Genomic DNA, 21,642 nt, shown 5'->3' with positions numbered 1-21,642 from the left:
AAAAAGGGCTGGGGTAGCTGGTGCTTCAGGCCACGCCGCGGGTGTGGCCTTCCCAGAACGGTGCCCGCAGGTCGGCCTTGAGCACCTTGCCGACACTCGACAGGGGCAGGCTTTCGCGGAACTCGATACTACGCGGGCACTTGTAACCGGCGATGCGTTCGCGGCAATGAGCGACGATGTCGGCCTCGCTGACGCCCGCCTCGGGTTTGCGAATGATCACCGCGTGGACGGTTTCGCCCCATTTCTGGCACGGGATGCCGATTACCGCGACCTGGGCAACCGCCGGGTGGCTGGCGATGGCGGTTTCCACTTCAGCGCTGTAGATGTTTTCGCCGCCGCTGACGATCATGTCTTTGAGCCGGTCGCAGACATGCACGAAGCCGTGCTCATCCATGTAGCCGCCATCGCCGGTGTGCATCCAGCCATTGCGAATGGCTGCAGCGGTGGCCTCTGGATTGTTCCAGTAGCCGAGCATCACGTTCGGACCCCGGACAATGATCTCGCCGACGCTGCCGCGTGGCAGTTCGCGATCCTCGGCATCGACGATACGCACTTCCACGCAGAAGGCAGGCAGGCCGGCGGAGTACATCTTGCCGCTGTGCTGGTGCGCTTCGCAGTGGTACTCGGGCAGCAGCAGGGTGGCCAAGGGCGCCAGTTCGGTCATGCCGTAGCCCTGGCGCAAGCCGGCCGCAGGGAATGCATCGCGTACGCGCTGGAGCAACACCGGGGTGATGGGCGAGGCACCGTAGCCGATGGTCTGCAATGATGACATGTCCAGCGCCGCAGCCTGCGGGTTGCCATCGCGCCAGTCCAACAGCATCTGGATCATGGTCGGCGCCAGCAGCACCTCGCTGGCACGTTGCTCGGCAATCGCTTGCAGGACCTTCTGCGGGTTGAACGAGGGCATGACCAAGTGCGTGCCACCGCTGATGAACAAGGCGGTGATGGCAGCAAAGTCGGCCAGGTGGAACATCGGCATCACATGCAGATAGCGTTCGTGGGCACGGCAGGACTGCGACGCCACCACCGACAGGGACGAGCTGCAGACATTGGTATGGCTGAGCATCACACCCTTGGGAAAGCCGGTGGTGCCGCCGGTATAAAAAATGCCCAGCAATGCATCGCCCTGGCGCCGGGCGTCGTCTACCGCAGCGTGGGTACGGATCAGGGTTTCATAGTCGAGCATGCCCGCAGGGGGCTCGCCGTCACCGGCGTAGATCAGGGTGTGTACGGTCTTGGCGGTATCGCGGAACTTTGCCGCCAGGGGGGCAAAGGTATCATCGACGATCAAGACGCTGGTCTGTGAGTCATCCAGCGAATAGACGATCTCGGCGACGCTCCAACGAATGTTGACCGGATTGAGTACGGCATCGGCCCAGGGCACCGCCTGGTAGTACTCGATATAGCGCTGCGAGTTGAGTGACAACATGGCCACGCGATCGCCGCTGGCCACGCCCAGTGCTTGCAATGCACCGGCCAGGCGGGCGACGCGCTCGCCGAATTGTGCGTAGGTGATGCTGTGTCCGTTAGTTTCGATCGCAATCGCCTCGGGGCGGCTCTGCAAGTGACGGTGGAGCCCTTGAGTGATGTACATCGCTAACTCCCTATTGTTGTTGTTCTGTTGGTTTGCAGGCGCTCGGTTGCCGACGGCTTGCCTGCTACGTTACACGGTGGGGTCTATTACCTTGACGGGCGTCTGCGCATCGTCAGGCCAACGGTTGCGCACGGCTTCGCCTTCTGGATGGTAGACATGGCAGGTGCCGATCACCCAGGGCCTGGGCATCACGTAGCCCGGCTCGCTGGCGGCGCGCTTGCGCTCGGCGTCCCAGATCAGGTCGAAGGTGCTCTGGTAGAGGGTGGTGGCCATCGGCCCCAGCAGTTCGGTCAAGTGCGTGCAGCCCTGGGTGCCACCGACACGCTGGGCGACCTGCTTCTTGAAGCCCGGTCCGACCTTGAGGCCGATCAGGCGCTTGTAGGCCTCGGCGATCTGCGCACAGGACGGTGTTGGCGCATCGAGTGTCTGGGCATGAACATCGTGGATCACGAACTGCAAGTCGGTAGTCAGGCGCAAGTGCATCTGGTGCACCGGTGTACCGGCGGCAATCACTTTGTAGTGAGCGTCGTGGTCATGATGTTTGGTATCCAACAGATAGCCGTCGATATCGATCAGGCCATCGTCGCGCAAATAGCCCGTACAGGTTACCTGGCGCGTGTGCAGCGGTTGCCTGGTCGACTCGCTCGAAGGCATGGTGTTCAACTCGCTCATTTCCAATCCCCTGCAACGTGCGGCACCTACAGTGCAGGCTTGCCTGCCAGGTGCCGCAGCGAAACGTTGAACGTCCCGGACCTTACAGAGAACGACCGACCAGTTCACGCTGGATTTCGTTGGCACCACCATAGATGCGGGCAACCCGGGCATCGGCCCACATGCGCGCAATTGGGTACTCGTTCATATAGCCATAGCCGCCAAAGAACTGCAGGCACTGGTCGAGCACCTCGCTCTGGCGCTCTGTCAGCCAGAACTTGCCCATCGACGCCAGGGTGGGGTCGAGCTTGCCGGCCAACCACTGGCCGATGATGTGGTCGCAGAATGTGCGCGAGGCCAGCACCGTGGCCTTGACATCGGCCAGGGTGAAGCGGGTGTTCTGGAAGTCCAGCACCGGCTTGCCGAATACGGTGCGCTCCTTGGTGTACTCGATGGTCAGCGCCAGGGCGCGTTCCATGGTCGCGGTCGCAGCGATAGCGATTTGCGCACGTTCGTACGGCAGTTGCTTCATCAGCGTGTAGAAGCCTTTGCCCTCGACGCCGCCGAGCAGGCACTCAAGCGGAACCTCGACATCGTCGAAGTACATTTCCGAGGTGTCCTGGGACTTCATGCCGATTTTGTCCAGGCATTTGCCACGACGGAATCCTGCCAACGCGGTATCGACCAGGAAAATCGAAATACCCTTGGCCCCGGCTGCCGCGTCGGTTTTAGCGACCACGGCGACCATGTCGCTGGTCTGGCCGTTGGTAATGAAGGTCTTGGCGCCATTGATGATGTATTTGTCGCCTTGGCGGATGGCGCGGGTGCGTACGGCTTGCAGGTCGGAGCCGGTGCCCGGTTCGGTCATGGCCACCGAGCAGATGACCTCACCTGAGGCGATCTTTGGCAACCAATGCTGCTTTTGCGCCTCGGTGCCGTCATCGAGAATGTAGTGGCCGACAATATGGTTGATCCCCAAACCCAGGCCGACCACACCGGCATAGGACAGTTCATTGAGGACCGCCGCCAGGTGGGCGGGTGTGCCGCCCGAGCCCCCGTACTCGACCGGAACATCGGGCAGGATCATGCCCATTTCACCGGCTGCCAGCCAGGAGGCACGGTCAGCCTGGTGCTGTTCGCGCCAGCTCTCTTCAAGGGGGGCCAGGTGGGTGGTGACAAAACGCCGGACGCTGTCGGCGAAGGGCGCGACATCGTCATCGAGCCAGGGCGAACGGTAATTATCCAGCATGGCGAATACCTCGGAATCTTGTTGTTATGTGTGCCCTGCACAGGCCTGAGCAAGCCTGCGCAGGGAGGGTACTTTACAGGCTGCCGTGGCCGCCGCCGCAGACCAGCGTCTGGCCGGACACATAGTTGGCCTCGGGCAGGCACAGCATTACCACGGAACCTGCCGCCTCGTCAGGGGTGCCCGGGCGGCCCAGCGGAATCATCTGGCTGGCGCCGTCGATCATCGCCTGTTGCACGCCGACCTTGATCTCGCGGCCTTCGATGCTCACGGTTTTGCTTTCGCTGCCGGCCAGAGCCTGGGTCAGGCGGGTGTCGATAAAACCGAAGGCCACGGCATTGACGTTGACCTTCAGGCGGCCCCATTCCCTGGCCAGGGTCTTGGTCATCCCGAGGATACCGGCCTTGGCCGAGGAATAGTTGGCCTGGCCTGCGTTGCCGCCGGCAGCGACCGAGGAAATGTTGACCACCTTGCGGAACACTTCACGGCCTTCGGCGGCATCTTTCTTAGCCTGGGCGCTGATCACCGGCTGGGCGGCACGCAGGATGCGGAACGGAGCGGTCAGGTGGCAGTCGATGATCGCGTACCACTGCTCGTCGGTCATCTTCTGGATCACGTTGTCCCACGTGTAACCGGCGTTGTTGATGATGATGTCGATGCCACCGAAGCTCTCGACTGCCGTGCGCACAAAACGGTCGGCGAAGTCGACTGCGGTCACGCTGCCCACGCAGGCCACGGCATCGCCACCGGCATTGCGAATTTCGGCGACCACTTCTTCGGCAGGGCCTGCGTCGAGGTCATTGACCACTACCTTGGCGCCGTAGGCGGCCAGTTGCAGCGCGACACTGCGGCCAATGCCACGACCTGAACCGGTTACCAGAGCGACTTTACCTTCAAGCTTATTCATTGTGCTGTTCTCGTTTCTTGTTAGTAGGGGGATCAGGCCAGGGCCACGACAGCTTCGCCAGCGAGCTTCTCTTCGCCGTACTGGTTGCTGCAACGAATGTGCAGGCGCAGGCGTTTTTCACCCGCGGCCTCGAATTTTTCGATAACGGTGCCGGTGCAGGTCGGCACGTGGCCCAGCTGGGTGATGCCGGTAAAGCGCATGGAAAACTCGCGTAACTGCGCCTGCGGTGCCCAGTTGGTCAGCAGGCGACCGAGGTAGGCCGCCGACAACATGCCGTGGGCGAACACATCGGGCATGCGTGCCTTGCGGGCGAAATCGAGGTCGATGTGGATCGGGTTGTGGTCCCCGGAGGCACCGCAATAGAGCGCGAGGGTGGTGCGATTGACCGGTTGCAGCTTGAGCTGTGGGATCTGTTGGCCAACCTGGATATCCGAATAGAGCAGGGTAGTCATCGGCGGCTCCTTAGCGCTGGACAAGAGATGAACGGACGTCGGCAATGTGCACGCCATCCTGGTTGGTGACACGGGTCTCGTTGACCACGAATTGTAGGGCGCCGCCCTTTTTTTCGTAGACATCGACAACGCGTGTGTCGAAGGTCAGCACGTCGCCGGCAACGGCGGGGGTGTGGTACACGAAGCTTTGTTCGGCGTGCAGGATGCGCCCCAGGTCAAAACCGTAGATATTCAGTAGCTCAACGACGTCGCGACCTTCACCTTGCAAGCACATGAGGAAGGTGGGCGGCACCGGCAAGGAGCGGTAACCGGCTGCCTGTGCAGCGGCTTCGTCGGTGTAGATCGGGTCGGTTTCGCCAATGGCCTTGGCGAAAAAACGCAAACGGCCTTTTTCAACGTCGACGTGGGTAACGCCGAGGGAACGACCGATCAGACTTTTGTCTGCCATGAAGCTGACTCCTGGGTTATAGGGGGTGAATCAAGCACGTCCGTACAGGGTCACGACGCAGGCGCCGCCAAGGCCGAGGTTATGTTGCAGGGCCAGGCTGACACCTTCGACCTGACGGGCCTCGGCGCTGCCGCGCAGCTGATGGGTCAGCTCGTAGCATTGGGCCAGGCCGGTGGCGCCCAAGGGATGGCCCTTGGAGAGCAGGCCGCCGGACGGGTTGGTGACCACTTGGCCGCCGTAGGTGTTGTCGCCATCGAGCACGAAGCGTTCGGCACCACCCACCGGGCAGAAACCCAGGGACTCATAAGTGAGCAGCTCGTTGTGGGCGAAACAGTCGTGCATTTCGGCCACACGAATGTCCAGCGGGTCGACACCGGCTTTCTCGTAGACTTCACGGGCGGCACGTTGGGCCATGTCGAAGCCGACCATCTGGATCATCGAGGCAGGCTCATACGACGCCGGTCGGTCGGTGGTCATCGACTGGGCGAGGATCACCACGTCGGTGCGCAGGCCATGCTTCTTGGCAAAGGCTTCGCTGCAGATAATCGCTGCTGCCGCGCCGCAGGTTGGCGGGCAGGCCATCAGGCGAGTCATGACGCCCGGCCAGATCACCTGGTCGTTCATGACGTCGTCGGTCGACACCACCTTGCGAAACAGCGCCAGGGGGTTGTTGGCGGCGTGGCGGCTGGCCTTGGCACGAATTGCCGCGAAGGTGCTCATCTGGGTGCCGTACTGTTGCATGTGTTCGCGACCGGCACCGCCAAACATCTGCAGGGCCATCGGAATGCCCACGGCGTCGGCGGTCAGTTGGTTGGCAACCTGGGTGCACATGCCCATCACACCCGGACGGTCTTCCCACTGGTTTTTCAGGGCGCCGGGTTGCATCTGCTCGAAACCCAGGGCCAGGGCGCATTCCACTGCACCGCTTTCCACGGCCTGGCGTGCCAGGAACAGGGCGCTGGAGCCGGTGGAGCAATTGTTGTTGACGTTGACCACCGGGATACCGCTCAGGCCGACTTCATACAGCGCCGACTGACCCGAGGTGGAATCACCATATACATAACCGACATAGGCCTGCTGTACCAGTGGGTAGTCCAGGCCGGCATCCTTGAGTGCCAGGCGCGAGGCCTCTGCACCCATGTCGATGTAGGAACCGCTGGCCCCAGGCTTGAGGAAGGGGATCATCCCCACGCCGGCTACATATGCTTTAGACATCGCTTTCTCCATACGGGTTGGTCATGCCCCGCTCACGGCAGGGCGTGGCAATGGCGGCTAGGCCGACTCACCGTTCCAAGATACGTACCCAGCCCCGGTGCCGGACCTGCCCATGGGGAGTGGGGTGGAGGGGGGAGGGCCGGCGCTGCTGTCTTGAGCCCTGCCCAGGCTGCAGCGTGGTTGAGCCGCGGCCCCCTCGACGTCCACTCCCCGAGAGTGGGTGGGCTGCCCTGACCACTGCCGTAGCCTTGCTCGATCGCTGACGTACTCAGGAGCGCATATGGCGGATCTACACAACAAGGTTGCAATCGTGACAGGTGGGGCGTCGGGTATCGGCCGGGCCAGTGCGCTGCTTATGGCCCGGGAAGGCGCCAAAGTGATGGTGGCTGACATGAGCGAGCGCGCCGGGCGTGACGTGGTGGCTGAAATCGAGCAGGCCGGGGGCATTGCCCGTTACCAAGCCCTGGATGTACGCAGCGACGAGAGCTGCGCAGCGCTGGTGGCCGAAACACTGCGGCATTTCGGTCAGTTGGACATCGCCTTCAACAACGCCGGCATCTTCGCCTCGCCGAGCCTGACGCAAGACCAGGGCCTGGCCCTCTGGCAGCAAATGCTCGAGGTGAACTTGACCGGGGTGTTCAATTGCATGGTCCATGAGCTGCAGGCGATGAAAGCCAGCGGTGGCTCGATCATCAACACCGCGTCGGTCGCCGGCATCAGGGGCACGTTCGGAGCTGCGGCGTACTCGGCCTCCAAGCATGGGGTTATCGGCCTGACCCGCAGTGCGGCGCTGGAGTACGGCAAGTACGGCGTGCGCATCAACGCTTTGTGCCCCGGCTTGATCGAGACGCCGATGACGGCGGGACCGGGCAGCGGCTTCAGCGAACAGATGATCAACGGCGCCGTGCGCAGTACGCCCTTGCGTCGCCAGGGAAGCCCCGAGGAGATGGCCGAAATGGTCCTGTGGCTGGCCGGTCCACGGGCTGCCTACACTACCGGCGCACATTTTGTAGTCGATGGCGGGTTCTCGGCCTGACACACACCGGCACCCCATGATCCGTAGCCAGAGAGAAGAGTGATATGACGCTTTTGCACAACAAAGTGGCAATCGTTACCGGCGGCGCTTCCGGCATTGGTCGCGCCACCGCGCTGTTGTTCGCCCAGGAAGGCGCCCGCGTGGCGGTTGCCGACATGAACGAGGCCGCAGGCCTTGCGGTCGTTGCCCAGATAGAGCAAGCCGGCGGCCAGGCGTTTTTCCAGCGTACCGACGTCAGGCACGAGGTTGCCTGTGCCGAGTTGGTCGATGCTGCACTGGACCGCTACGGCCAGTTGGACATCGCCTTCAACAACGCCGGTGTCAGCGGTACGGTCGGCCTTACCCAAAACATCGCGCTGGAAGAATGGCGCAAGGTGCTGGACATCAACCTGACCGGAGTCTTCAACTGCATGGTCCATCAATTGCGGGTGATGAAGGCACGTGGCGGTTCGATCATCAATACTGCTTCGATCATGGGGTTACAGGGAACGCCCGGGGGCGCTGCCTACTCGGCGTCTAAGCATGGGGTTATCGGCCTGACCCGCAGTGCCGCGCTGGAATATGGCAAGTACGGAATTCGCATCAATGCCCTGTGTCCAGGTTTTGTCGCGACCCCGATGGTGGTCGGCCCCGACAGCCACTTTGACGAACAGGCCACCCAGGCCCTGGTGAAGACCACCGCGCTACGCCGTTTTGGCGAGCCCGAGGAGCAGGCGCAAATGGTGCTCTGGCTCGCGTCCGACAAGTCCTCCTATGCCACCGGTGGCCACTTCGTGGTCGATGCGGGTGTCACTGCCTGAATTGCAACTCAACCTTCCAGCCCTAGAAAGGAAAACAACAATGAATACCGAAGGCTACCGCTTCATCAAGTTCGACCTCGACCGCGGCGTACTCACTCTGCGCCTGAACCGTCCCGAAGCCATGAATGCAATCAACGCCGGTTTGCATGAAGAACTCTCGCGGGTGTTCGCCGATGTCGCCGCCGACCCTGAAGTGCATGCTGTGGTGCTGACCGGCGAGGGTCGGGGCTTTTGTGGCGGCGGCGACCTGGCGTGGTTCCGCGATATCGACCAGCAAGGCCTTGACCAGCTGTTTCGCGAGGCACGCAAGATCGTTATCGACATGCTTGAGCTGCCGCAGCCAATCATCGCTGCAGTAAATGGCCACGCGGCCGGCCTGGGGGCCACCCTGGCACTGTTTTGCGACATGATCTATGTGGCCGAGTCAGCCAAGATCGCTGACCCACACGTGCGGGTCGGCATTGCTGCCGGTGATGGCGGCGCGGCGATTTGGCCGCTGTTGGTCGGTCCAGCACGCGCCAAGCAGTACCTGTTTACCGGTGACAGCCTGAGCGCTACCGAAGCGGAGCGCATTGGCCTGGTCAACCAGGTGGTGGCGGGGGACGAGACGTTGGCAGTCGCCACGGCAATGGCTCGGCGCATGGCCGACGGCCCGCGCCTGGCCATCAAGGCCAGCAAGGCCTCGGTCAACAAGATCCTGCGCGACACCGTGAACCTGGTGCTCGACACCTCGTTGGCCCTGGAAAAGGAGAACTTCTTGAGCGCCGACCACAAAGAGGCGATCAAGGCCTTTGAAGAAAAGCGGGCACCTGTGTTCCGGGGTGTTTGAGACCTTTCCTCCCATGACCCAGAGGTGGCTTATGCTCCAGGGTATCAAGATTGTTGAAATCTGCGGGATCGGCCCAGGGCCGTTCTGCGCCATGCACCTGGCTGACCTGGGTGCCGAGGTGATCGCTGTCGAGCGCGGCAGTGAAGGGCGGGTCAACCTGCTCAACCGTGGCAAGCGCTCGGTGATAGCCGACCTCAAGACCGCCGAAGGTCGCGAGCTGGTGTTGCGCCTGATCGAGGATGCCGACGCCCTGGTCGAAGGCATGCGCCCGGGGGTGATGGAGCGCCTGGACCTGGGCCCCGAGGTGTGCCAGGCACGTAACCCAAGGCTGGTGTACGGGCGCATGACCGGCTGGGGCCAGCACGGGCCGATGGCCAGTGCGGCCGGCCACGACAACAACTATGCAGCGCTGTCGGGCGCCTTGTTTCACAACGGCACGCCCGACACCCCGCCGTCGTCGTTGTTTGCCACCCTGGGCGATATTGCCGGCGGCGCGTTGTACCTGACCATCGGTTTGCTCAGCGCCATCCTCAACGCCCGTACGACGGGCAAGGGCGCAGTGGTCGATGCCGCCATCGTCGATGGTTCGGCGCACATGCTGCAGTTGATGCTGTCGACCTGCAATGTGGGTTACACCACCGGGCAACGTGGCCAGAACATTCATGACAGCTCGCCGTTCTATGCCACTTACCGCTGTGCAGACGATGGGTTCATTACCCTCGGCTCGATCGAGCCGCAGTTCTATGCGCTACTGCTGGAAAAGCTCGGCCTGCAAGGTGATGCGCGCTTTACCACACAGTGGGACCGCAAGCGCTGGCCCGAGCAGCGTCAGCATTTCACCGAGCTGTTCGCCAGCCGGCCACGTGCGTTCTGGTGCGCCTTGATGGAAGGCACCGATGCGTGCTTCGCCCCGGTGCTTGCACCTCACGAGGCCGCCGAGCATCCGCACCTGGTTGCCCGTGAAACCTACTTCACCCGCGACGACCTGCTGCAAACCCGCGTGGCGCCGCGCTTCAACAATCAAGTAGTGACACCCGGTGCGGTGCCGCAGGCGGGTGAGCATACGGCGCAGATCCAGGCGGCACTGGACGCCCATGCGTCGGTGTGGCAACGCGCCTGAGGCCCCCTTTACCCCCCTTGTTTAGAGGCTGTGTGACGATGACCCAACCCTATAACTCGCCCTGGATGAATCCGGAGCTGGAATTTTTTCGTGACAATGTAAGGCGCTTCTTCGCCGAAGAAATGGTCCCCCACCAGGAGCGCTGGTACGCCCAACACCGGGTCGACCGCGAGCTGTGGTACAAGGCCGGTGAGCTTGGGCTGCTGGCCCTCGACTTGCCGGAAACCTATGGTGGCAGTGGCGGCAACTTTGCCCACCTCTCGGTGTTTTTCGAGGAGCAGGCAGCCGTGGGCGATTGGGGGTTCGGTGTGCAGGTGCACCATATCGCCGCCCACTACATCCTCAACCACGGCACCGAAGAGCAGAAACAGAAGTACCTGCCCAAGATGGCCTCGGGTGAGATGATCGGTGCCATCGGCATGACCGAGCCCGGTGGCGGCTCTGACCTGCAGGGTATCCGCACCCGTGCGGTGCGCGAGGGCGACCACTATGTGATCAACGGCTCGAAGACCTTCATCTCCAATGGCGGCATGGCCGACCTGATCATGCTGGTGACCAAGACCGATCCTGCGGCCGGCAGCAAGGGCATGTCGCTGTTCCTGGTGGAAACCGCCGACGCCGAGGGCTTCAGTGTCGGGCGGGTGCTGGAAAAGCTCGGCCAGCACAATGCCGATACCGCCGAATTGGCTTTCCAGGATGTCCGCGTGCCTGCGGCCAATCTGCTCGGCGGCGAGGAGGGCAACGGCATGCGCCAGCTGATGTCCGACCTGAGCTATGAGCGGGTCGGCTGTGCGGTCGGTGCGTGCGCCTCGATCGAACGCGCCGTGCGCCTGACCACCGAGTACGTGCGCGAGCGCAAGACCTTCGGCAAGCCCTTGTTGGAACAACAGAACATCCGCTTCCGGCTGGCCGATGCCGCTACCCAGGCCACCCTGGCCCGGGTATTCGTCGACCACTGCATCCAGCGCATGGTCGAGGGCAACATGGACGCCGTTACCGCCTCCAAGGCCAAGCTCTGGACTACGGAAACCCTGTGCCAGGTGGTGGATGAGTGCCTGCAGATGTTTGGGGGCTATGGCTACATGATGGAATACCCCATCACTCGCATGTACGCCGATGCACGGGTGCAGCGTATCTATGCCGGCACCAGCGAGATCATGAAGGAAATCATCGCCCGTTCGCTTTGAAGCTGTCGCGCACCTGTGCCCACCCCGGCGCAGGTGTTGCTGCCTATGGAGGACATGTACGTATGAAAGCACGATGCTTGCCAGCCATTGCCCTTGGATTTTCCCTCTGTGCCGCCCTGGCGCAGGCGCAAACGACAGCACAATCAGCGCAAGCCCTGAGCGCCGACCAAGCGCGTGAGGAAAACGCCTATACCCTGGGGGTTCAGGCGTTCCTGTGGGGCTACCCGCTGTACCACTACGCGATGTCTGCGCCCAAGTCGGTTAAGGCCGGGGCCGTGGGTTTGAATACCTTGCGCAAGTACGACGCGCTGAAGACGGCCAAGGATCGTACGGTGGTCACCCCGAACAACGTGACCATCGACGCCTATGCACGTATCGAGGTTGCCCAGGAGCCGGTGGTGGTCCACGTTCCGGCATTGGCCGAGCCGCGTTGGTATCTGACGCAGATCGGCAACATGTTCGATGAGATCACGTACAACGTGGGTGGCATCAAGGGACCGGCGCCGGGTGACTATCTGGTGACGGGGCCCGATTATCGCGGCAGCGTACCCAACGAGATGACCCAGGTGCCGCTGCGTACCACCGCTGGCGTGGTGGCGGTGCGCATTTTTGTCAATGACGAGCAGGATGTCGCCGCTGCCGTCCAGGCGCAAAAAGGTTTTCAGGTCATGCCGTTGTCCGCCTATCAGAAGGACGGCCTTCGCTACCAACCGGTCAAGCAGCAGGCCCCTGAGCCATTCGCAGGCAGCGCACCGGAAAGTGTGCAGTTCTTCGAGCAACTCGGCCACGCCATGCAGCAGTACCTTCCGGCCAGTGGCGGTGGCGACGATGCACTGCTGACGCAGCTACGCCTGATCGGCTTGAGCCCGCAAAATGGCTTCGACTGGCGCGCCCTGGATGAGTCCACCCTGCGTGGCCTGACGCGTGCGGTTGCCGCGGGCGAGCAGATCGTTGCCCAGCGCTGGCGCAACCTGGGCGAAACCACCAACGGCTGGCGCTACTTCCTCGAAGGCGGCCGCGCAGGGCATGACTTCGCCTTGCGTGCTGCCCTGGCCAAACACGTTGTCGGTGCCCAACTGGCCGACCAAGTGGTTTATCCCAATACCCAGGTGGACGAAGGCGGTGCGGCCCTCGAGGGTCGCTATAAGTATGTGCTGCATTTTGCCAAGGACCAGCAGCCACCGACCTCGTTGTTCTGGAACCTGTCGATGTATGGCAGCGACATGCTGTTTGTCGAGAACAGCTTTGGCCGCTACAGCATCGGCAACCAAACGGCTGGCCTGAAACCTGCGGCCGACGGTTCCCTGACCGTGCTGATCCAGAAAGACAAACCGCAAGACACCGCCAATTGGCTACCTGCACCACCAGGGCCGTTCAACTTGACCCTGCGCTTTTATGGTCCGGCCTCGTCGGTGCTTGACGGTACTTACCGTCTACCTGCTGTGAAGCGCGTGGACTGACCCTTGTTTGGAGCATGAATGATGCAGCCTGAAGCACTGGTACTCCATCGCGTCGAGGACGGGATAGGCCGTCTTACACTCAATCGTCCAGAGCATGGGAATGCGCTCAGCGTGGCGTTCTGCCAGGCGTGGCATGACGCGGTCGAACAGGTCATTGAGGCGCGGCCACGGGTGGTCGTGCTGGATGCGAACGGCCCGTTGTTCTGCGCTGGCGGTGATATCGGCGAGTTCGTCGAAAACCGTGCCCGCCTCGATGCCCATATTGGCGCAATGCTGGCCATCCTCAACCCGTCGATGAACCGCCTGGCGAACCTGTCGGTGCCGCTGCTCAGTGTGGTGCATGCAAGCCTGGGCGGAGCCGGTATCGCCTTCGCCTGTTGCGCCGACTTCGTTCTTGCCAGTGATACGGCCAAGCTGCGCGGTGGCTACTCGGCCATCGGTCTGAGCCCCGACCTGGGTGCATCCTATTACCTCAGCAGGCGAGCGAATGCCACCGCGGCCAAGCGCATCCTGATGCTCAACGAGAGCCTGACCGCTCAAGCGTGCCAGGCGCTCGGTTTGTTCGATGAGTTGTACCCTGCGCACGAACTACCAGCGGCCGCCGAGCGTCTGGCAAGGCGCCTTGCAGGCAGCGCCACTGGCGCGCTGGGGCGAATCAAGCGCTTGTGCGATGGCGCGGCAGGTCATGACATTGCCCCCCACCTCGATCTAGAAGCCGCCGCGCTGCTGGCTTGCGCACAAAGTGCCGATGCCGCCGAAGGGGTCCAGGCGTTCATCGACAAGCGGCCAGCGCAGTTCACCGGTCGTTAAAAAAGCTTACCCCCCCCACGCAAAAGGCCCGCTGCAGAGTGGGCCTTTTGCGTTTGCGTCTGCAAGCATGCAGCGCGACTACCCCACCCACTCCTTTTCCCCTCCCCATGAGTAGGCGAAATGAACGGTCAGGACTCATAGCATCGGTCATGCGCCAGCACTTGATGGCGGGTGTTTTTTCAACCGTATGTGGAGCGCCGCATGACAATAACAACAACGCGCGGAGTTTTTCGACCGCAGCTATTAGCCGCTGCAATTGCCGCAGGGATAAGCGCGCAGACCCAGGCCGTCAACTTCACCGTGGGCGAGATCGAGGGAAGTTTCGATTCGGCATTATCGGTCGGCGCCAGCTGGTCGGTGCGCGCCCCCGATCCGGACTACATCTCCAATTTCAACTCACAAGGGGTTCGGGGCAATGCATCGGCGCGTACCAGCGACGATAACCGCCTGAACTTCAAGAAGGGGGAGACCTTCTCGAAAATCTTCAAGGGTGTCCATGACCTTGAGCTCAAGTACGGTGACAGTGGTGCCTTCGTGCGGGGCAAATACTGGTACGACTTTGAACTGATGGACGAGAGCCGCCCGTTCTACGACATCGACGACCATGGTCGTGACCGGGCGGCGAAATCCTCCGGCGCCATGTTCCTGGACAGCTTCGTCTACCACAACTACAGCATCGGCCAACTGCCGGGCAATGTCCGCCTCGGCAAGCAGGTGGTCAGTTGGGGGGAAAGTACCTTCATCGGCAACTCGATCAACAGCATCAACCCCATCGACGTCGCCGCCTTGCGCCGTCCGGGTGCTGAAGTGAAGGAGGGCCTGATCCCGGTCAACCTGTTGTATGTGTCCCAGGGAGTTTCCGAGAACCTGACCATGGATGCCTTCTACCAGTTGGAGTGGAAGAGTTCGGTGATCGACAACTGCGGCACCTTCTTTGGCAACGACATCACCCCGGAAGGTTGCTATGACCGCGCCGTGATTGCCGGCCTGGACTTGCCGCCCGGCGTGGCGGGCAACAGCGGTCCGGGCCTGGCCGTAGGCGGTTCGGCAGCACAAGGGGGCGGGGTGGATAACGCCTACATTCCACGCACCAAGACCAAGGATGCCAAGGACAGTGGCCAGTTCGGTATTGCCGTGCACTGGTTCACCCCCGACTTCTACGACACTGAGTTCGGTGCCTACTTCCTCAACTACCACAGCCGCAACCCCAACCTCGACTTCACCCGTGCGAGCACACTTGCCACCACGGGCGCTGGGGCGGCGACGGTGCCAGGCATCATCAATTCCATCCGTACTGCCAGCTACCACGTGGTCTACCCCGAAGACATCCATCTGTACGGTGTGAGCTTCTCGACCAACCTGGCGGGTACGTCGTTGGGTGGGGAGGTCAGCTATCGGCCGAACATGCCGCTGCAGCTCAACGGCGCCGACATCAACCTGGCGGCAATCGGCAACAAGAACTCGCCGCTGTTTATCACCGGTGACGCCAGCAATGACGCCGGCGCGCCGCTGCAGGGCTATAGACGCATGCCGGTGCTGCAGGCGCAGATGACGGCCACGCAGTTCTTCGACCAGGTCATGGGGGCCAGCCGCCTGACCGTGGTCGGTGAGGTGGGCTACAACCGCATCAACGGCCTGGGCGACAGCGATGGCAGTGATTTGCGCTTTGGTCGCAGCACGATTTTCGGTGCTGGCGAACTGCAGACCGGCGAGGGTGTCGGCCCCACCGGACCACAAACCTGTATCGGCTCGCCCAGTCAGGTGCCCGGTGGGGCGGCCGGGGAAACGCGGCCGAGCAACCCGCAGCAAAAATGCAACAGCCATGGCTTTTATACCACCAGTTCTTGGGGCTATCGCCTGCGCGGCAGGCTCGACTACCCCAACGTGTTCGCCGGCGTGAACCTGGCGCCCAACATCGCCTGGTCCCATGACGTCGATGGCAATGGGCCGAACTTCGAAGAAGGCCTCAAAGCCATCAGCCTTGGCGTCGATGCCGATTATGCCAACCGCTACACCGCAAGCCTCAGCTACACGGACTTCTTCGGTGGTGATTTCAACACCAACGGTGATCGCGACTACGTTGCGCTCAGTTTCGGTGTGAACTTCTGATACCCGATAAACAAGGTGAGAACAGCATGAATACAAGAACAATGATGCACCTAGGCACGTTGACCTTTTCTTTATTGGCCGGCAGCGTCATGGCAGCCGTTGGCCCAGAGGAGGCGGCCACGCTTGGCACCACATTGACCCCCTTGGGCGGCGAAAAGGCGGGCAATGCCGATGGCAGCATCCCGGCCTGGACCGGCGGGCTGAAGAGCAATGCCGCCCCCGTGCAGAACGACTTTATCGGCAACCCCTTCGACGGTGAAAAGCCACAGTTCATCATCACTGCAGCCACCGCCGAGCAGTACAAGGATAAACTCACCGCCGGCCAGCTGGCGATGTTCAAGCGCTATCCCGACAGCTACCGCATGCCGGTGTACAAGAGCCAAAGAACCGCCTCTGCACCGCAGTCGGTGTATGACGCTGCCAAGAGCAGCGCCTTGAATACAGTGGCGGTGAACAACGGCTATGGCCTGAAGGATTTCGAAAAGTCCCACTACTATGCGTTCCCGATCCCCAAGAACGGCCTGGAGGTGGTGTGGAACCACCTGACCCGTTATCGCGGTACCAGTTTCATCCAGCACCTGGCCCAGGCCACGCCGCAGGTCAATGGCAGCTACACCATCGTCAACATTGAGCAGAGTGCCGGGTTTCCGTGGCAAATGAAGGATGCCAACCCCGAAAAGAGTGCCAATATCCTGTTCTACGCCAAACAGACGGTAACGGCGCCAGCGCGCATGGCCGGCAACGTATTGCTGGTTCACGAGACCATCGACCAGGTCAAGGATCCGCGCATGGCCTGGGCCTATAACGCCGGCCAGCGCCGCGTACGCCGTGCCCCGCAGGTTGCCTACGACGGCCCGGGCACCGCTGCCGATGGTTTGCGAGTGGCCGACCAGAACGACATGTATAACGGCGCTCCTGATCGCTACGACTGGAAGTTGATTGGCAAGAAGGAAGTCTACATTCCCTACAACAACTACCAACTGTTCTCGCCGCAACTCAAATACGCCGACATCATCAAGCCCGGCCATCTGAACCAGGACCTGACCCGCTACGAACTCCACCGCGTGTGGGAGGTGGAAGCCACGGTAAGACCAAATGAGCGCAACATCTACGCCAAGCGACGCATGTACTTCGACGAAGACACTTGGGCAGCCGTCGAGATCGACCACTACGATTCGCGAGGCCAACTGTGGCGGGTAGGCGAGGGGTTCCTGATCAACGACTACGTGCAAGGCACCGCCAACTATGCCGCCATAACGGTGTACGACTTGATTGCCGGTCGCTACATCGTGTCGAACCTGCAGAACGAGAACAAACGTGGCCAGGACTATAGCTACCGGCCGACGATGACCGACTTTACCCCGGCGGCGCTGCGCAATGCGGGTATCCGTTAAGCACCGGGAGCGCTTTGCTCTAGCTATGATTGAGTCACGATCGCATTGCAAGCTCTGATCGGCCATCTAAGGTGGTTACATTGGATTTGAGGGAGTAGGTCGCGCGACTTAAGGTGGCGCGGCCTCTAGTGCTAGCTGCCGACCAGCCAGCGACTCGCTGCTTGCCGTACCGACTTCGCGACTCGAGGTGATCAGCCTCAGGCCGTCTCGTCCCTGCCGCTGAATGGGCACGCGGTGCAGCCAAGCCGAATGGAGGTCGGCTGCCCGCCAGATCCAGTCACTTCATCGCTCCAGCTTTCTAATGAGTCCACCGAGTTGTTGTGCGGGCTCCACGTAGCGCAGTGCTGACTTCATGTCACTCCAGTCGACGTACTCCATCAGCGTCTTGATGTCCCAGCCAGAGCTCGCTGCCCATGTAGCGAACCCACGCCGTATAGAGTGGGAACTGTAAATCTCGGACGGCAAGCCACACCTATCCAGGGTGTCGCGAAGGAGAGGAATCAGACTATGGGCCGCAAGCGGGCGATCGTTGATGTTACCCCAGCGATCAATGCCCCTGAACACACCACCGTGTGTTAGGCCGGCAGCTTCGATCCAGTTCAGGTACGCCTCCAACGGGCAGAGCTTGCTCAACGATGGCGTCTTGTACTCGCGGCCGATGTTCTGCCGGTCTCCTTTGCTCGACCCCAGATAGAACCCGATCTCGACGTAGCGCTCGGCATACGTGTTCTCGATCGTGAGCTTAGTCAGCTCATCTCCGCGCCCCCCCCTCCAGAATGCCCGAGTGATCGGCAAAGCTAATTTCTTTCCCCTTGCTGATGAGACAAAGCGAGCGTCCGGGCCTTGGCTTGTGCTCAGGGAAGAGCTGCTCTCCAGGATGGGCAGATAGCCGGGCGGTACTGACCCATTTAAATGTCCACGCCGTATAGGCGTCGGTAAGCGCTTCGGCTGCCACAGTGGTGGCGTGAGCCAGCGTATCTGCCGCCCATGGCACTCCCAAGGTCAGATAACGTTCCCTTATCAGACCTAATGTGGAGTAGGGCGGGGCAAGGTTGTAGTAGGTGTACCGGGAAAAGGGTGTATTGGTCGCAACAGATGCGCGGTTGGCTCGCGTAAAGCGGCAGGCATTGACGGGTTTCGCGTTGAGGAGCGCTGCGGCTGCGTGGGGCGCGAGCCTTGCTTGAGCAGCAGTGGGGCGGCGGCGCGGCAAAGTCGGCCATTGGGCCTGGAGGCGGAAGTGCCGCAAGCCTTCGTGGCCATCTGGCAGCAGGTCACGCTGATGGCTCAAAGTGTCGCCGAGCGGGGCCTGGATAGCCAGCGGCAGGTGCTGGCCGAGAAGCGCGAAGCACTGGGCACTGGAAGCCCGCGCCCGCCTGGAAGTGATCCAGGCGCAGCAGGAGACCGCAGAGGCTGTTGACACACGGCAACGCGTGGAAAGGCATCGTAGCGTGACGGTGCGTCTTCACGTTTTGCGTAGAGCTGCCGGTCGCCCAGAAATTGCACGACCACCGCAGGCCAGTGCTTGGCGATCGAGGCGCAAATGTATTCGGTCCCATAAACGAGTTCCGGATACAGGCGCTAGTCCTGGAAGATAAGCCGCCCCATCGTGTGGCGCCAATCAAGAACGCTGACACCGTTTCTGCTGCAGGGTATCGCGCAGTTGGCCTAACTGCACGTCCAGGTTCTGCGCACGGGCTTCGTGGGCTGCCGCGTTACGCTGCGCCTCCCCCAGTTCCTCCTCCACGCGTTGCATACGCTCCTGCAAGGCCTGCCGTTGCTCACCCGTTTGCTGGGCGGTGAGTCGTGCCTGATGCCGCTGTTCGGGCAGTGCCACGCTCTGCGCCTGGGCCGTGCTGCGCCGTTCACACGCTGCGGGTATAGCGCTGTTGCTCAAGGCGCGCCTGCTCTGCCTGTTGGCGACTGTCGTGCAAATGCTGCCGCGCCTCAGCGGCATGCACCTGGGATTCGTCACGCTGCGTCCGCAGCTCGTCGCGCTGCGCGCGCAGGCCGTCGATTTGCGCCTGGCGCTGAACCAGCAGCTGCTCCAGATCGGCCAGACGGGTTACCGTTCAATGTCTTCGAGTTGCGGGCACCGCTGGCGTTGGTGCCTGACCTGATGCTGACGGCGGCCCAGGAGTGGTTCACCCGCGCTCCAGGCAGCTTTGAATTCGACGGCGCAAGGTTGTTGGCCTCGGTCTTCCCGGAGGTGGCGGGTGGCTATGCAGAGCTGCTGCGGGTGTTAATCGCGGGCCGCGAGCTCAGCAATCTGACGTTTGTGTTGGCGCTACTGCACGCTTATGAGGGGCGTGACAGTGTGTATCCCTTGATTCGAAAGATTGTCGCCGTGCTGCCAGAGGGTAGCGACTTGCTGAAATGCGCACAAAGTGTGCTGAGCGCCTCGGGCGTGGTGTCGGGAGCGTATGGCTTCGCTGAGCTGTATGACGAGCGCAAAGCGCGACTAAATGAATGGCTGACTGACGAGCGTGAGCCGGTCCGTACCTTTGCATGCGAGCTGATCCGCCGCCTGGAGCAACGGATTTCTGCAGAGAATCGCGACGCACAGGCCTCGATCGCACTGAGAAGACTGGAGTGGCCAGATGACAAGGACAAGGCGCCCGACGAGTAAGCCGGTCGGTGAAGAACGCGGCACGGCCCGCAGTCTCGCTGGTCTCAGGGGGGCATCATCATTGAGCGTGATGCGAGGCTTTCATATCAGGAGACCTTCGAGCCTTTGCTCAGCCTTGATTTAATGACCGCCCCATAGTGGGTCGGTGCCTGGGTCGTATAGTTCTCGGTCGCTACCTCAAGGAAATGAGCCCTTCCAACAAGGCTAAGTCACGCTGTGGTCGCCAAGCATATGGCCGGCTCGACACGTAAGGATGAACGCGCTGGCTGGCGACCCAAACCTGAGGTTTCAAGGCCTGCTCAAACGCTCTCGCCTCGGTCAGGCGACGCTCATCCACGGAGTCCAGAAAGTGCCAGGCTTCTCGGCACGATAGAAACCTGTCGAAGGTCGACGTCAAGTAGCCATCGTATTGCCATTGCTATTCTGGTTCAACATACTTGGCTGAATGACTCTCGGGTAAGCGGATGACGTTCCATACACCATGACGTGGTGCCGTAGACGCATACCTGTCGGAGGAACGGCATCAACCAAGGATATGTGTGTGGCTATACGGAATGTGGACCAGGATCGGTTTGTCGAGATCCTTCAGTCAAAGCTGTCAGTGCGCTCTCCGATCAAAACCATTGAACGGCTGTTTGGCCGAGAACGCGAATTGGAGTTGGTCGAAGAAGCCTTGTTCGATCAAGGCGGTCACGTATTCATTTACGGTGACCGGGGCGTAGGTAAATCTTCACTCGCGGCATCGGTGGCCGCTCAGTACCAGAGCAGCGACAACGAACCCATCCAGATACCCTGTGGCAAGGACACGTGTTTCTATAAGACGATCGAGGAAATCGCAGAGCGCATCTTGCGCCGAGCGGGCGGGCGGCGGAGCCTGGAATTCACACATACGGTCAACCTGAAACTCTACAAGTTACAGGTTAAAGACCAGGTGAAAAGCATCAGCCTTCCGCCCATCGACTCGATGTTTTCCGCCGTGGATGTCATGGAAGAGGTGGTGGAGGTTCACTCTGAGCGACCGGTTGTGGTCATCGATGAGTTCGACCAGATCGAATCTGTCTCCGAGCGCGCCAAGTTCGCCCATTTCCTCAAAGATCTCGGTGACAGAGGCGTCAACGTTAAATTCATTTTCACCGGTATCGCGACGTCGTTGTACCAGCTGCTGGGCGATCATGAATCCAGCTTTCGACAGCTTTTCACCTTGCATCTTGAGCGTCTGTATTGGTCCTACCGGGAAGACATTGCCTACAGCGCGATATCCAGCCGGGAATTTCTCATAATTGCCGCAAAGAGCAAACCTATCTATTACGGGCTTGCCGTGAGAGTAAGCTAGAGTCAAAAGGTTTTTTCTCGCTTTAGCGCAACATTCGAACGGGAATTTCTCCTTTTTAATGCAAGCCTTTTTTCGAGAGTCATAGGCTGCACCAAGGACCTGAATACCCCGTGCATCCCGCTAGAGGGCCATGAATTGACTCCATTTTTCTCATTTATTCGCACCAGTCCTCTCGCTAAGAGAGAGTTTCTCAGCATTATCAATGGGATAGGGGTAAAGCGATGCGATTCTCGTAATTTAGCGATGGGATCAATTCCCAAGGGAAAGTCTCAAATTCTCACAGTCGCAAGTCAGTGGTTTAACACGCTCATAAACATATCTGACATAGCACCTGATTTAACATAATATACATTATGCGCACCCCTGGATTTCGTTCCAGGGCGGTGGTAGCCTACTTTTCAGCACTAAAACGTCTAACTACGCTA

The 21,642-nt window shown here is 61.1% G+C and carries 22 protein-coding genes; 13 read left to right on the top strand and 9 right to left on the bottom strand.

All coding sequences use genetic code 11. The annotated features are described in order from the left end of the window. Nucleotides 1-25: 25 nt before the first annotated feature. The 7 genes from ACQRAX_RS03910 to ACQRAX_RS03880 all read right to left on the bottom strand — a co-directional run bounded on the left by ACQRAX_RS03910 (nucleotide 26) and on the right by ACQRAX_RS03880 (nucleotide 6,513). Nucleotides 26-1,594 (bottom strand): long-chain-fatty-acid--CoA ligase, encoded by a 1,569-nt coding sequence (locus ACQRAX_RS03910; RefSeq protein ID WP_412039353.1) that lies wholly within the window; start codon nucleotides 1,592-1,594, stop codon nucleotides 26-28. A gap of 69 nt (nucleotides 1,595-1,663) precedes the next feature. After that, entirely contained in the window at nucleotides 1,664-2,266 is a 603-nt protein-coding gene (locus ACQRAX_RS03905; protein ID WP_412039354.1) for a DUF2889 domain-containing protein, read from the bottom strand. 82 nt (nucleotides 2,267-2,348) lie between these two features. Then, the gene (locus tag ACQRAX_RS03900; RefSeq protein ID WP_412039355.1) at nucleotides 2,349-3,494 is read right to left on the bottom strand and encodes an acyl-CoA dehydrogenase family protein; all 1,146 of its coding nucleotides are present in this window, start codon (nucleotides 3,492-3,494) and stop codon (nucleotides 2,349-2,351) included. Between the two features lie 73 nt (nucleotides 3,495-3,567). After that, nucleotides 3,568-4,398: an SDR family NAD(P)-dependent oxidoreductase gene (locus ACQRAX_RS03895; protein WP_412039356.1), complete on the bottom strand. Its 831-nt coding sequence runs from the start codon at nucleotides 4,396-4,398 to the stop codon at nucleotides 3,568-3,570. Nucleotides 4,399-4,430: 32 nt separating this feature from the next. After that, nucleotides 4,431-4,850 carry a MaoC family dehydratase gene (locus ACQRAX_RS03890; protein WP_412039357.1) on the bottom strand — a complete coding sequence of 140 codons (420 nt, stop codon included), beginning with the start codon at nucleotides 4,848-4,850 and terminating at the stop codon, nucleotides 4,431-4,433. A 10-nt stretch (nucleotides 4,851-4,860) separates the two neighbouring features. Beyond that, nucleotides 4,861-5,298, bottom strand: a complete 438-nt coding sequence (locus ACQRAX_RS03885) for a MaoC family dehydratase N-terminal domain-containing protein (protein ID WP_412039358.1) — start codon at nucleotides 5,296-5,298, stop codon at nucleotides 4,861-4,863. A 30-nt stretch (nucleotides 5,299-5,328) separates the two neighbouring features. Then, nucleotides 5,329-6,513 (bottom strand): lipid-transfer protein, encoded by a 1,185-nt coding sequence (locus ACQRAX_RS03880; RefSeq protein WP_412039359.1) that lies wholly within the window; start codon nucleotides 6,511-6,513, stop codon nucleotides 5,329-5,331. Between the two features lie 280 nt (nucleotides 6,514-6,793). On the opposite strand from ACQRAX_RS03880, the gene ACQRAX_RS03875 reads away from it, so the two are divergent. The 9 genes from ACQRAX_RS03875 (at nucleotide 6,794) to ACQRAX_RS03835 (ending at nucleotide 17,258) form a co-directional block, all read left to right on the top strand. After that, the gene (locus ACQRAX_RS03875; RefSeq protein WP_412039360.1) at nucleotides 6,794-7,549 is read left to right on the top strand and encodes an SDR family NAD(P)-dependent oxidoreductase; all 756 of its coding nucleotides are present in this window, start codon (nucleotides 6,794-6,796) and stop codon (nucleotides 7,547-7,549) included. Nucleotides 7,550-7,593: 44 nt separating this feature from the next. Beyond that, nucleotides 7,594-8,349 carry an SDR family NAD(P)-dependent oxidoreductase gene (locus tag ACQRAX_RS03870; protein WP_412039361.1) on the top strand — a complete coding sequence of 252 codons (756 nt, stop codon included), beginning with the start codon at nucleotides 7,594-7,596 and terminating at the stop codon, nucleotides 8,347-8,349. Nucleotides 8,350-8,389: 40 nt separating this feature from the next. After that, entirely contained in the window at nucleotides 8,390-9,178 is a 789-nt protein-coding gene (locus ACQRAX_RS03865) for an enoyl-CoA hydratase/isomerase family protein (RefSeq protein ID WP_412039362.1), read from the top strand. 31 nt (nucleotides 9,179-9,209) lie between these two features. After that, the gene (locus ACQRAX_RS03860) at nucleotides 9,210-10,298 is read left to right on the top strand and encodes a CaiB/BaiF CoA transferase family protein (RefSeq protein ID WP_412039363.1); all 1,089 of its coding nucleotides are present in this window, start codon (nucleotides 9,210-9,212) and stop codon (nucleotides 10,296-10,298) included. 38 nt (nucleotides 10,299-10,336) lie between these two features. Next, the gene (locus ACQRAX_RS03855) at nucleotides 10,337-11,485 is read left to right on the top strand and encodes an acyl-CoA dehydrogenase family protein (RefSeq protein WP_412039364.1); all 1,149 of its coding nucleotides are present in this window, start codon (nucleotides 10,337-10,339) and stop codon (nucleotides 11,483-11,485) included. 62 nt (nucleotides 11,486-11,547) lie between these two features. Continuing rightward, nucleotides 11,548-12,945 (top strand): DUF1254 domain-containing protein, encoded by a 1,398-nt coding sequence (locus tag ACQRAX_RS03850; RefSeq protein ID WP_412039365.1) that lies wholly within the window; start codon nucleotides 11,548-11,550, stop codon nucleotides 12,943-12,945. 18 nt (nucleotides 12,946-12,963) lie between these two features. Continuing rightward, on the top strand, nucleotides 12,964-13,755 hold the full coding sequence (locus ACQRAX_RS03845; protein WP_412039366.1) for an enoyl-CoA hydratase/isomerase family protein: 792 nt from the start codon (nucleotides 12,964-12,966) through the stop codon (nucleotides 13,753-13,755). A gap of 201 nt (nucleotides 13,756-13,956) precedes the next feature. Next, entirely contained in the window at nucleotides 13,957-15,864 is a 1,908-nt protein-coding gene (locus ACQRAX_RS03840) for a DUF1302 domain-containing protein (protein WP_412039367.1), read from the top strand. Between the two features lie 26 nt (nucleotides 15,865-15,890). Beyond that, nucleotides 15,891-17,258 carry a DUF1329 domain-containing protein gene (locus ACQRAX_RS03835; RefSeq protein ID WP_412039368.1) on the top strand — a complete coding sequence of 456 codons (1,368 nt, stop codon included), beginning with the start codon at nucleotides 15,891-15,893 and terminating at the stop codon, nucleotides 17,256-17,258. Between the two features lie 282 nt (nucleotides 17,259-17,540). Here the strand turns inward: ACQRAX_RS03835 and ACQRAX_RS03830 are convergent, their stop codons facing one another. After that, nucleotides 17,541-18,053, bottom strand: coding sequence for a tyrosine-type recombinase/integrase (locus tag ACQRAX_RS03830; protein WP_412039369.1), 513 nt, complete (start codon nucleotides 18,051-18,053; stop codon nucleotides 17,541-17,543). Nucleotides 18,054-18,438: 385 nt separating this feature from the next. On the opposite strand from ACQRAX_RS03830, the gene ACQRAX_RS03825 reads away from it, so the two are divergent. Further along, entirely contained in the window at nucleotides 18,439-18,675 is a 237-nt protein-coding gene (locus ACQRAX_RS03825) for a hypothetical protein (protein WP_412039370.1), read from the top strand. Between the two features lie 201 nt (nucleotides 18,676-18,876). Here the strand turns inward: ACQRAX_RS03825 and ACQRAX_RS03820 are convergent, their stop codons facing one another. Further along, nucleotides 18,877-19,152: a hypothetical protein gene (locus ACQRAX_RS03820; protein WP_412039371.1), complete on the bottom strand. Its 276-nt coding sequence runs from the start codon at nucleotides 19,150-19,152 to the stop codon at nucleotides 18,877-18,879. Here ACQRAX_RS03820 and ACQRAX_RS03815 point away from each other — a divergent pair. The 3 genes from ACQRAX_RS03815 (at nucleotide 19,145) to ACQRAX_RS03805 (ending at nucleotide 21,217) form a co-directional block, all read left to right on the top strand. Continuing rightward, nucleotides 19,145-19,375 (top strand): hypothetical protein, encoded by a 231-nt coding sequence (locus ACQRAX_RS03815; protein ID WP_412039372.1) that lies wholly within the window; start codon nucleotides 19,145-19,147, stop codon nucleotides 19,373-19,375. The two genes, ACQRAX_RS03820 and ACQRAX_RS03815, sit on opposite strands and share 8 nt — an antisense overlap. Next, the gene (locus ACQRAX_RS03810; protein WP_412039373.1) at nucleotides 19,375-19,884 is read left to right on the top strand and encodes a hypothetical protein; all 510 of its coding nucleotides are present in this window, start codon (nucleotides 19,375-19,377) and stop codon (nucleotides 19,882-19,884) included. The genes ACQRAX_RS03815 and ACQRAX_RS03810 overlap by 1 nt, the downstream gene beginning before the upstream one ends. Nucleotides 19,885-20,425: 541 nt before the next feature. Then, nucleotides 20,426-21,217, top strand: coding sequence for an ATP-binding protein (locus tag ACQRAX_RS03805; protein ID WP_412039374.1), 792 nt, complete (start codon nucleotides 20,426-20,428; stop codon nucleotides 21,215-21,217). The last annotated feature ends 425 nt before the right edge of the window (nucleotides 21,218-21,642 follow it).

The organism is Pseudomonas sp. UM16 (assembly GCF_050312595.1).
Taxonomy (GTDB): domain Bacteria; phylum Pseudomonadota; class Gammaproteobacteria; order Pseudomonadales; family Pseudomonadaceae; genus Aquipseudomonas.
The sequence above is the reverse complement of the archived record's forward strand: the minus strand, read 5'-3'. Positions and strand labels throughout refer to the sequence as shown.

Bases quoted from the DNA above. Each gene is read 5' to 3' on its own strand.
- ACQRAX_RS03910 (WP_412039353.1), bottom strand. From the start codon at position 1,594: ATGTACATCACTCAAGGGCTCCACCGTCACTTGCAGAGCCGCCCCGAG.
- ACQRAX_RS03905 (WP_412039354.1), bottom strand. From the start codon at position 2,266: ATGAGCGAGTTGAACACCATGCCTTCGAGCGAGTCGACCAGGCAACCG.
- ACQRAX_RS03900 (WP_412039355.1), bottom strand. From the start codon at position 3,494: ATGCTGGATAATTACCGTTCGCCCTGGCTCGATGACGATGTCGCGCCC.
- ACQRAX_RS03895 (WP_412039356.1), bottom strand. From the start codon at position 4,398: ATGAATAAGCTTGAAGGTAAAGTCGCTCTGGTAACCGGTTCAGGTCGT.
- ACQRAX_RS03890 (WP_412039357.1), bottom strand. From the start codon at position 4,850: ATGACTACCCTGCTCTATTCGGATATCCAGGTTGGCCAACAGATCCCA.
- ACQRAX_RS03885 (WP_412039358.1), bottom strand. From the start codon at position 5,298: ATGGCAGACAAAAGTCTGATCGGTCGTTCCCTCGGCGTTACCCACGTC.
- ACQRAX_RS03880 (WP_412039359.1), bottom strand. From the start codon at position 6,513: ATGTCTAAAGCATATGTAGCCGGCGTGGGGATGATCCCCTTCCTCAAG.
- ACQRAX_RS03875 (WP_412039360.1), top strand. From the start codon at position 6,794: ATGGCGGATCTACACAACAAGGTTGCAATCGTGACAGGTGGGGCGTCG.
- ACQRAX_RS03870 (WP_412039361.1), top strand. From the start codon at position 7,594: ATGACGCTTTTGCACAACAAAGTGGCAATCGTTACCGGCGGCGCTTCC.
- ACQRAX_RS03865 (WP_412039362.1), top strand. From the start codon at position 8,390: ATGAATACCGAAGGCTACCGCTTCATCAAGTTCGACCTCGACCGCGGC.
- ACQRAX_RS03860 (WP_412039363.1), top strand. From the start codon at position 9,210: ATGCTCCAGGGTATCAAGATTGTTGAAATCTGCGGGATCGGCCCAGGG.
- ACQRAX_RS03855 (WP_412039364.1), top strand. From the start codon at position 10,337: ATGACCCAACCCTATAACTCGCCCTGGATGAATCCGGAGCTGGAATTT.
- ACQRAX_RS03850 (WP_412039365.1), top strand. From the start codon at position 11,548: ATGAAAGCACGATGCTTGCCAGCCATTGCCCTTGGATTTTCCCTCTGT.
- ACQRAX_RS03845 (WP_412039366.1), top strand. From the start codon at position 12,964: ATGATGCAGCCTGAAGCACTGGTACTCCATCGCGTCGAGGACGGGATA.
- ACQRAX_RS03840 (WP_412039367.1), top strand. From the start codon at position 13,957: ATGACAATAACAACAACGCGCGGAGTTTTTCGACCGCAGCTATTAGCC.
- ACQRAX_RS03835 (WP_412039368.1), top strand. From the start codon at position 15,891: ATGAATACAAGAACAATGATGCACCTAGGCACGTTGACCTTTTCTTTA.
- ACQRAX_RS03810 (WP_412039373.1), top strand. From the start codon at position 19,375: ATGCTGACGGCGGCCCAGGAGTGGTTCACCCGCGCTCCAGGCAGCTTT.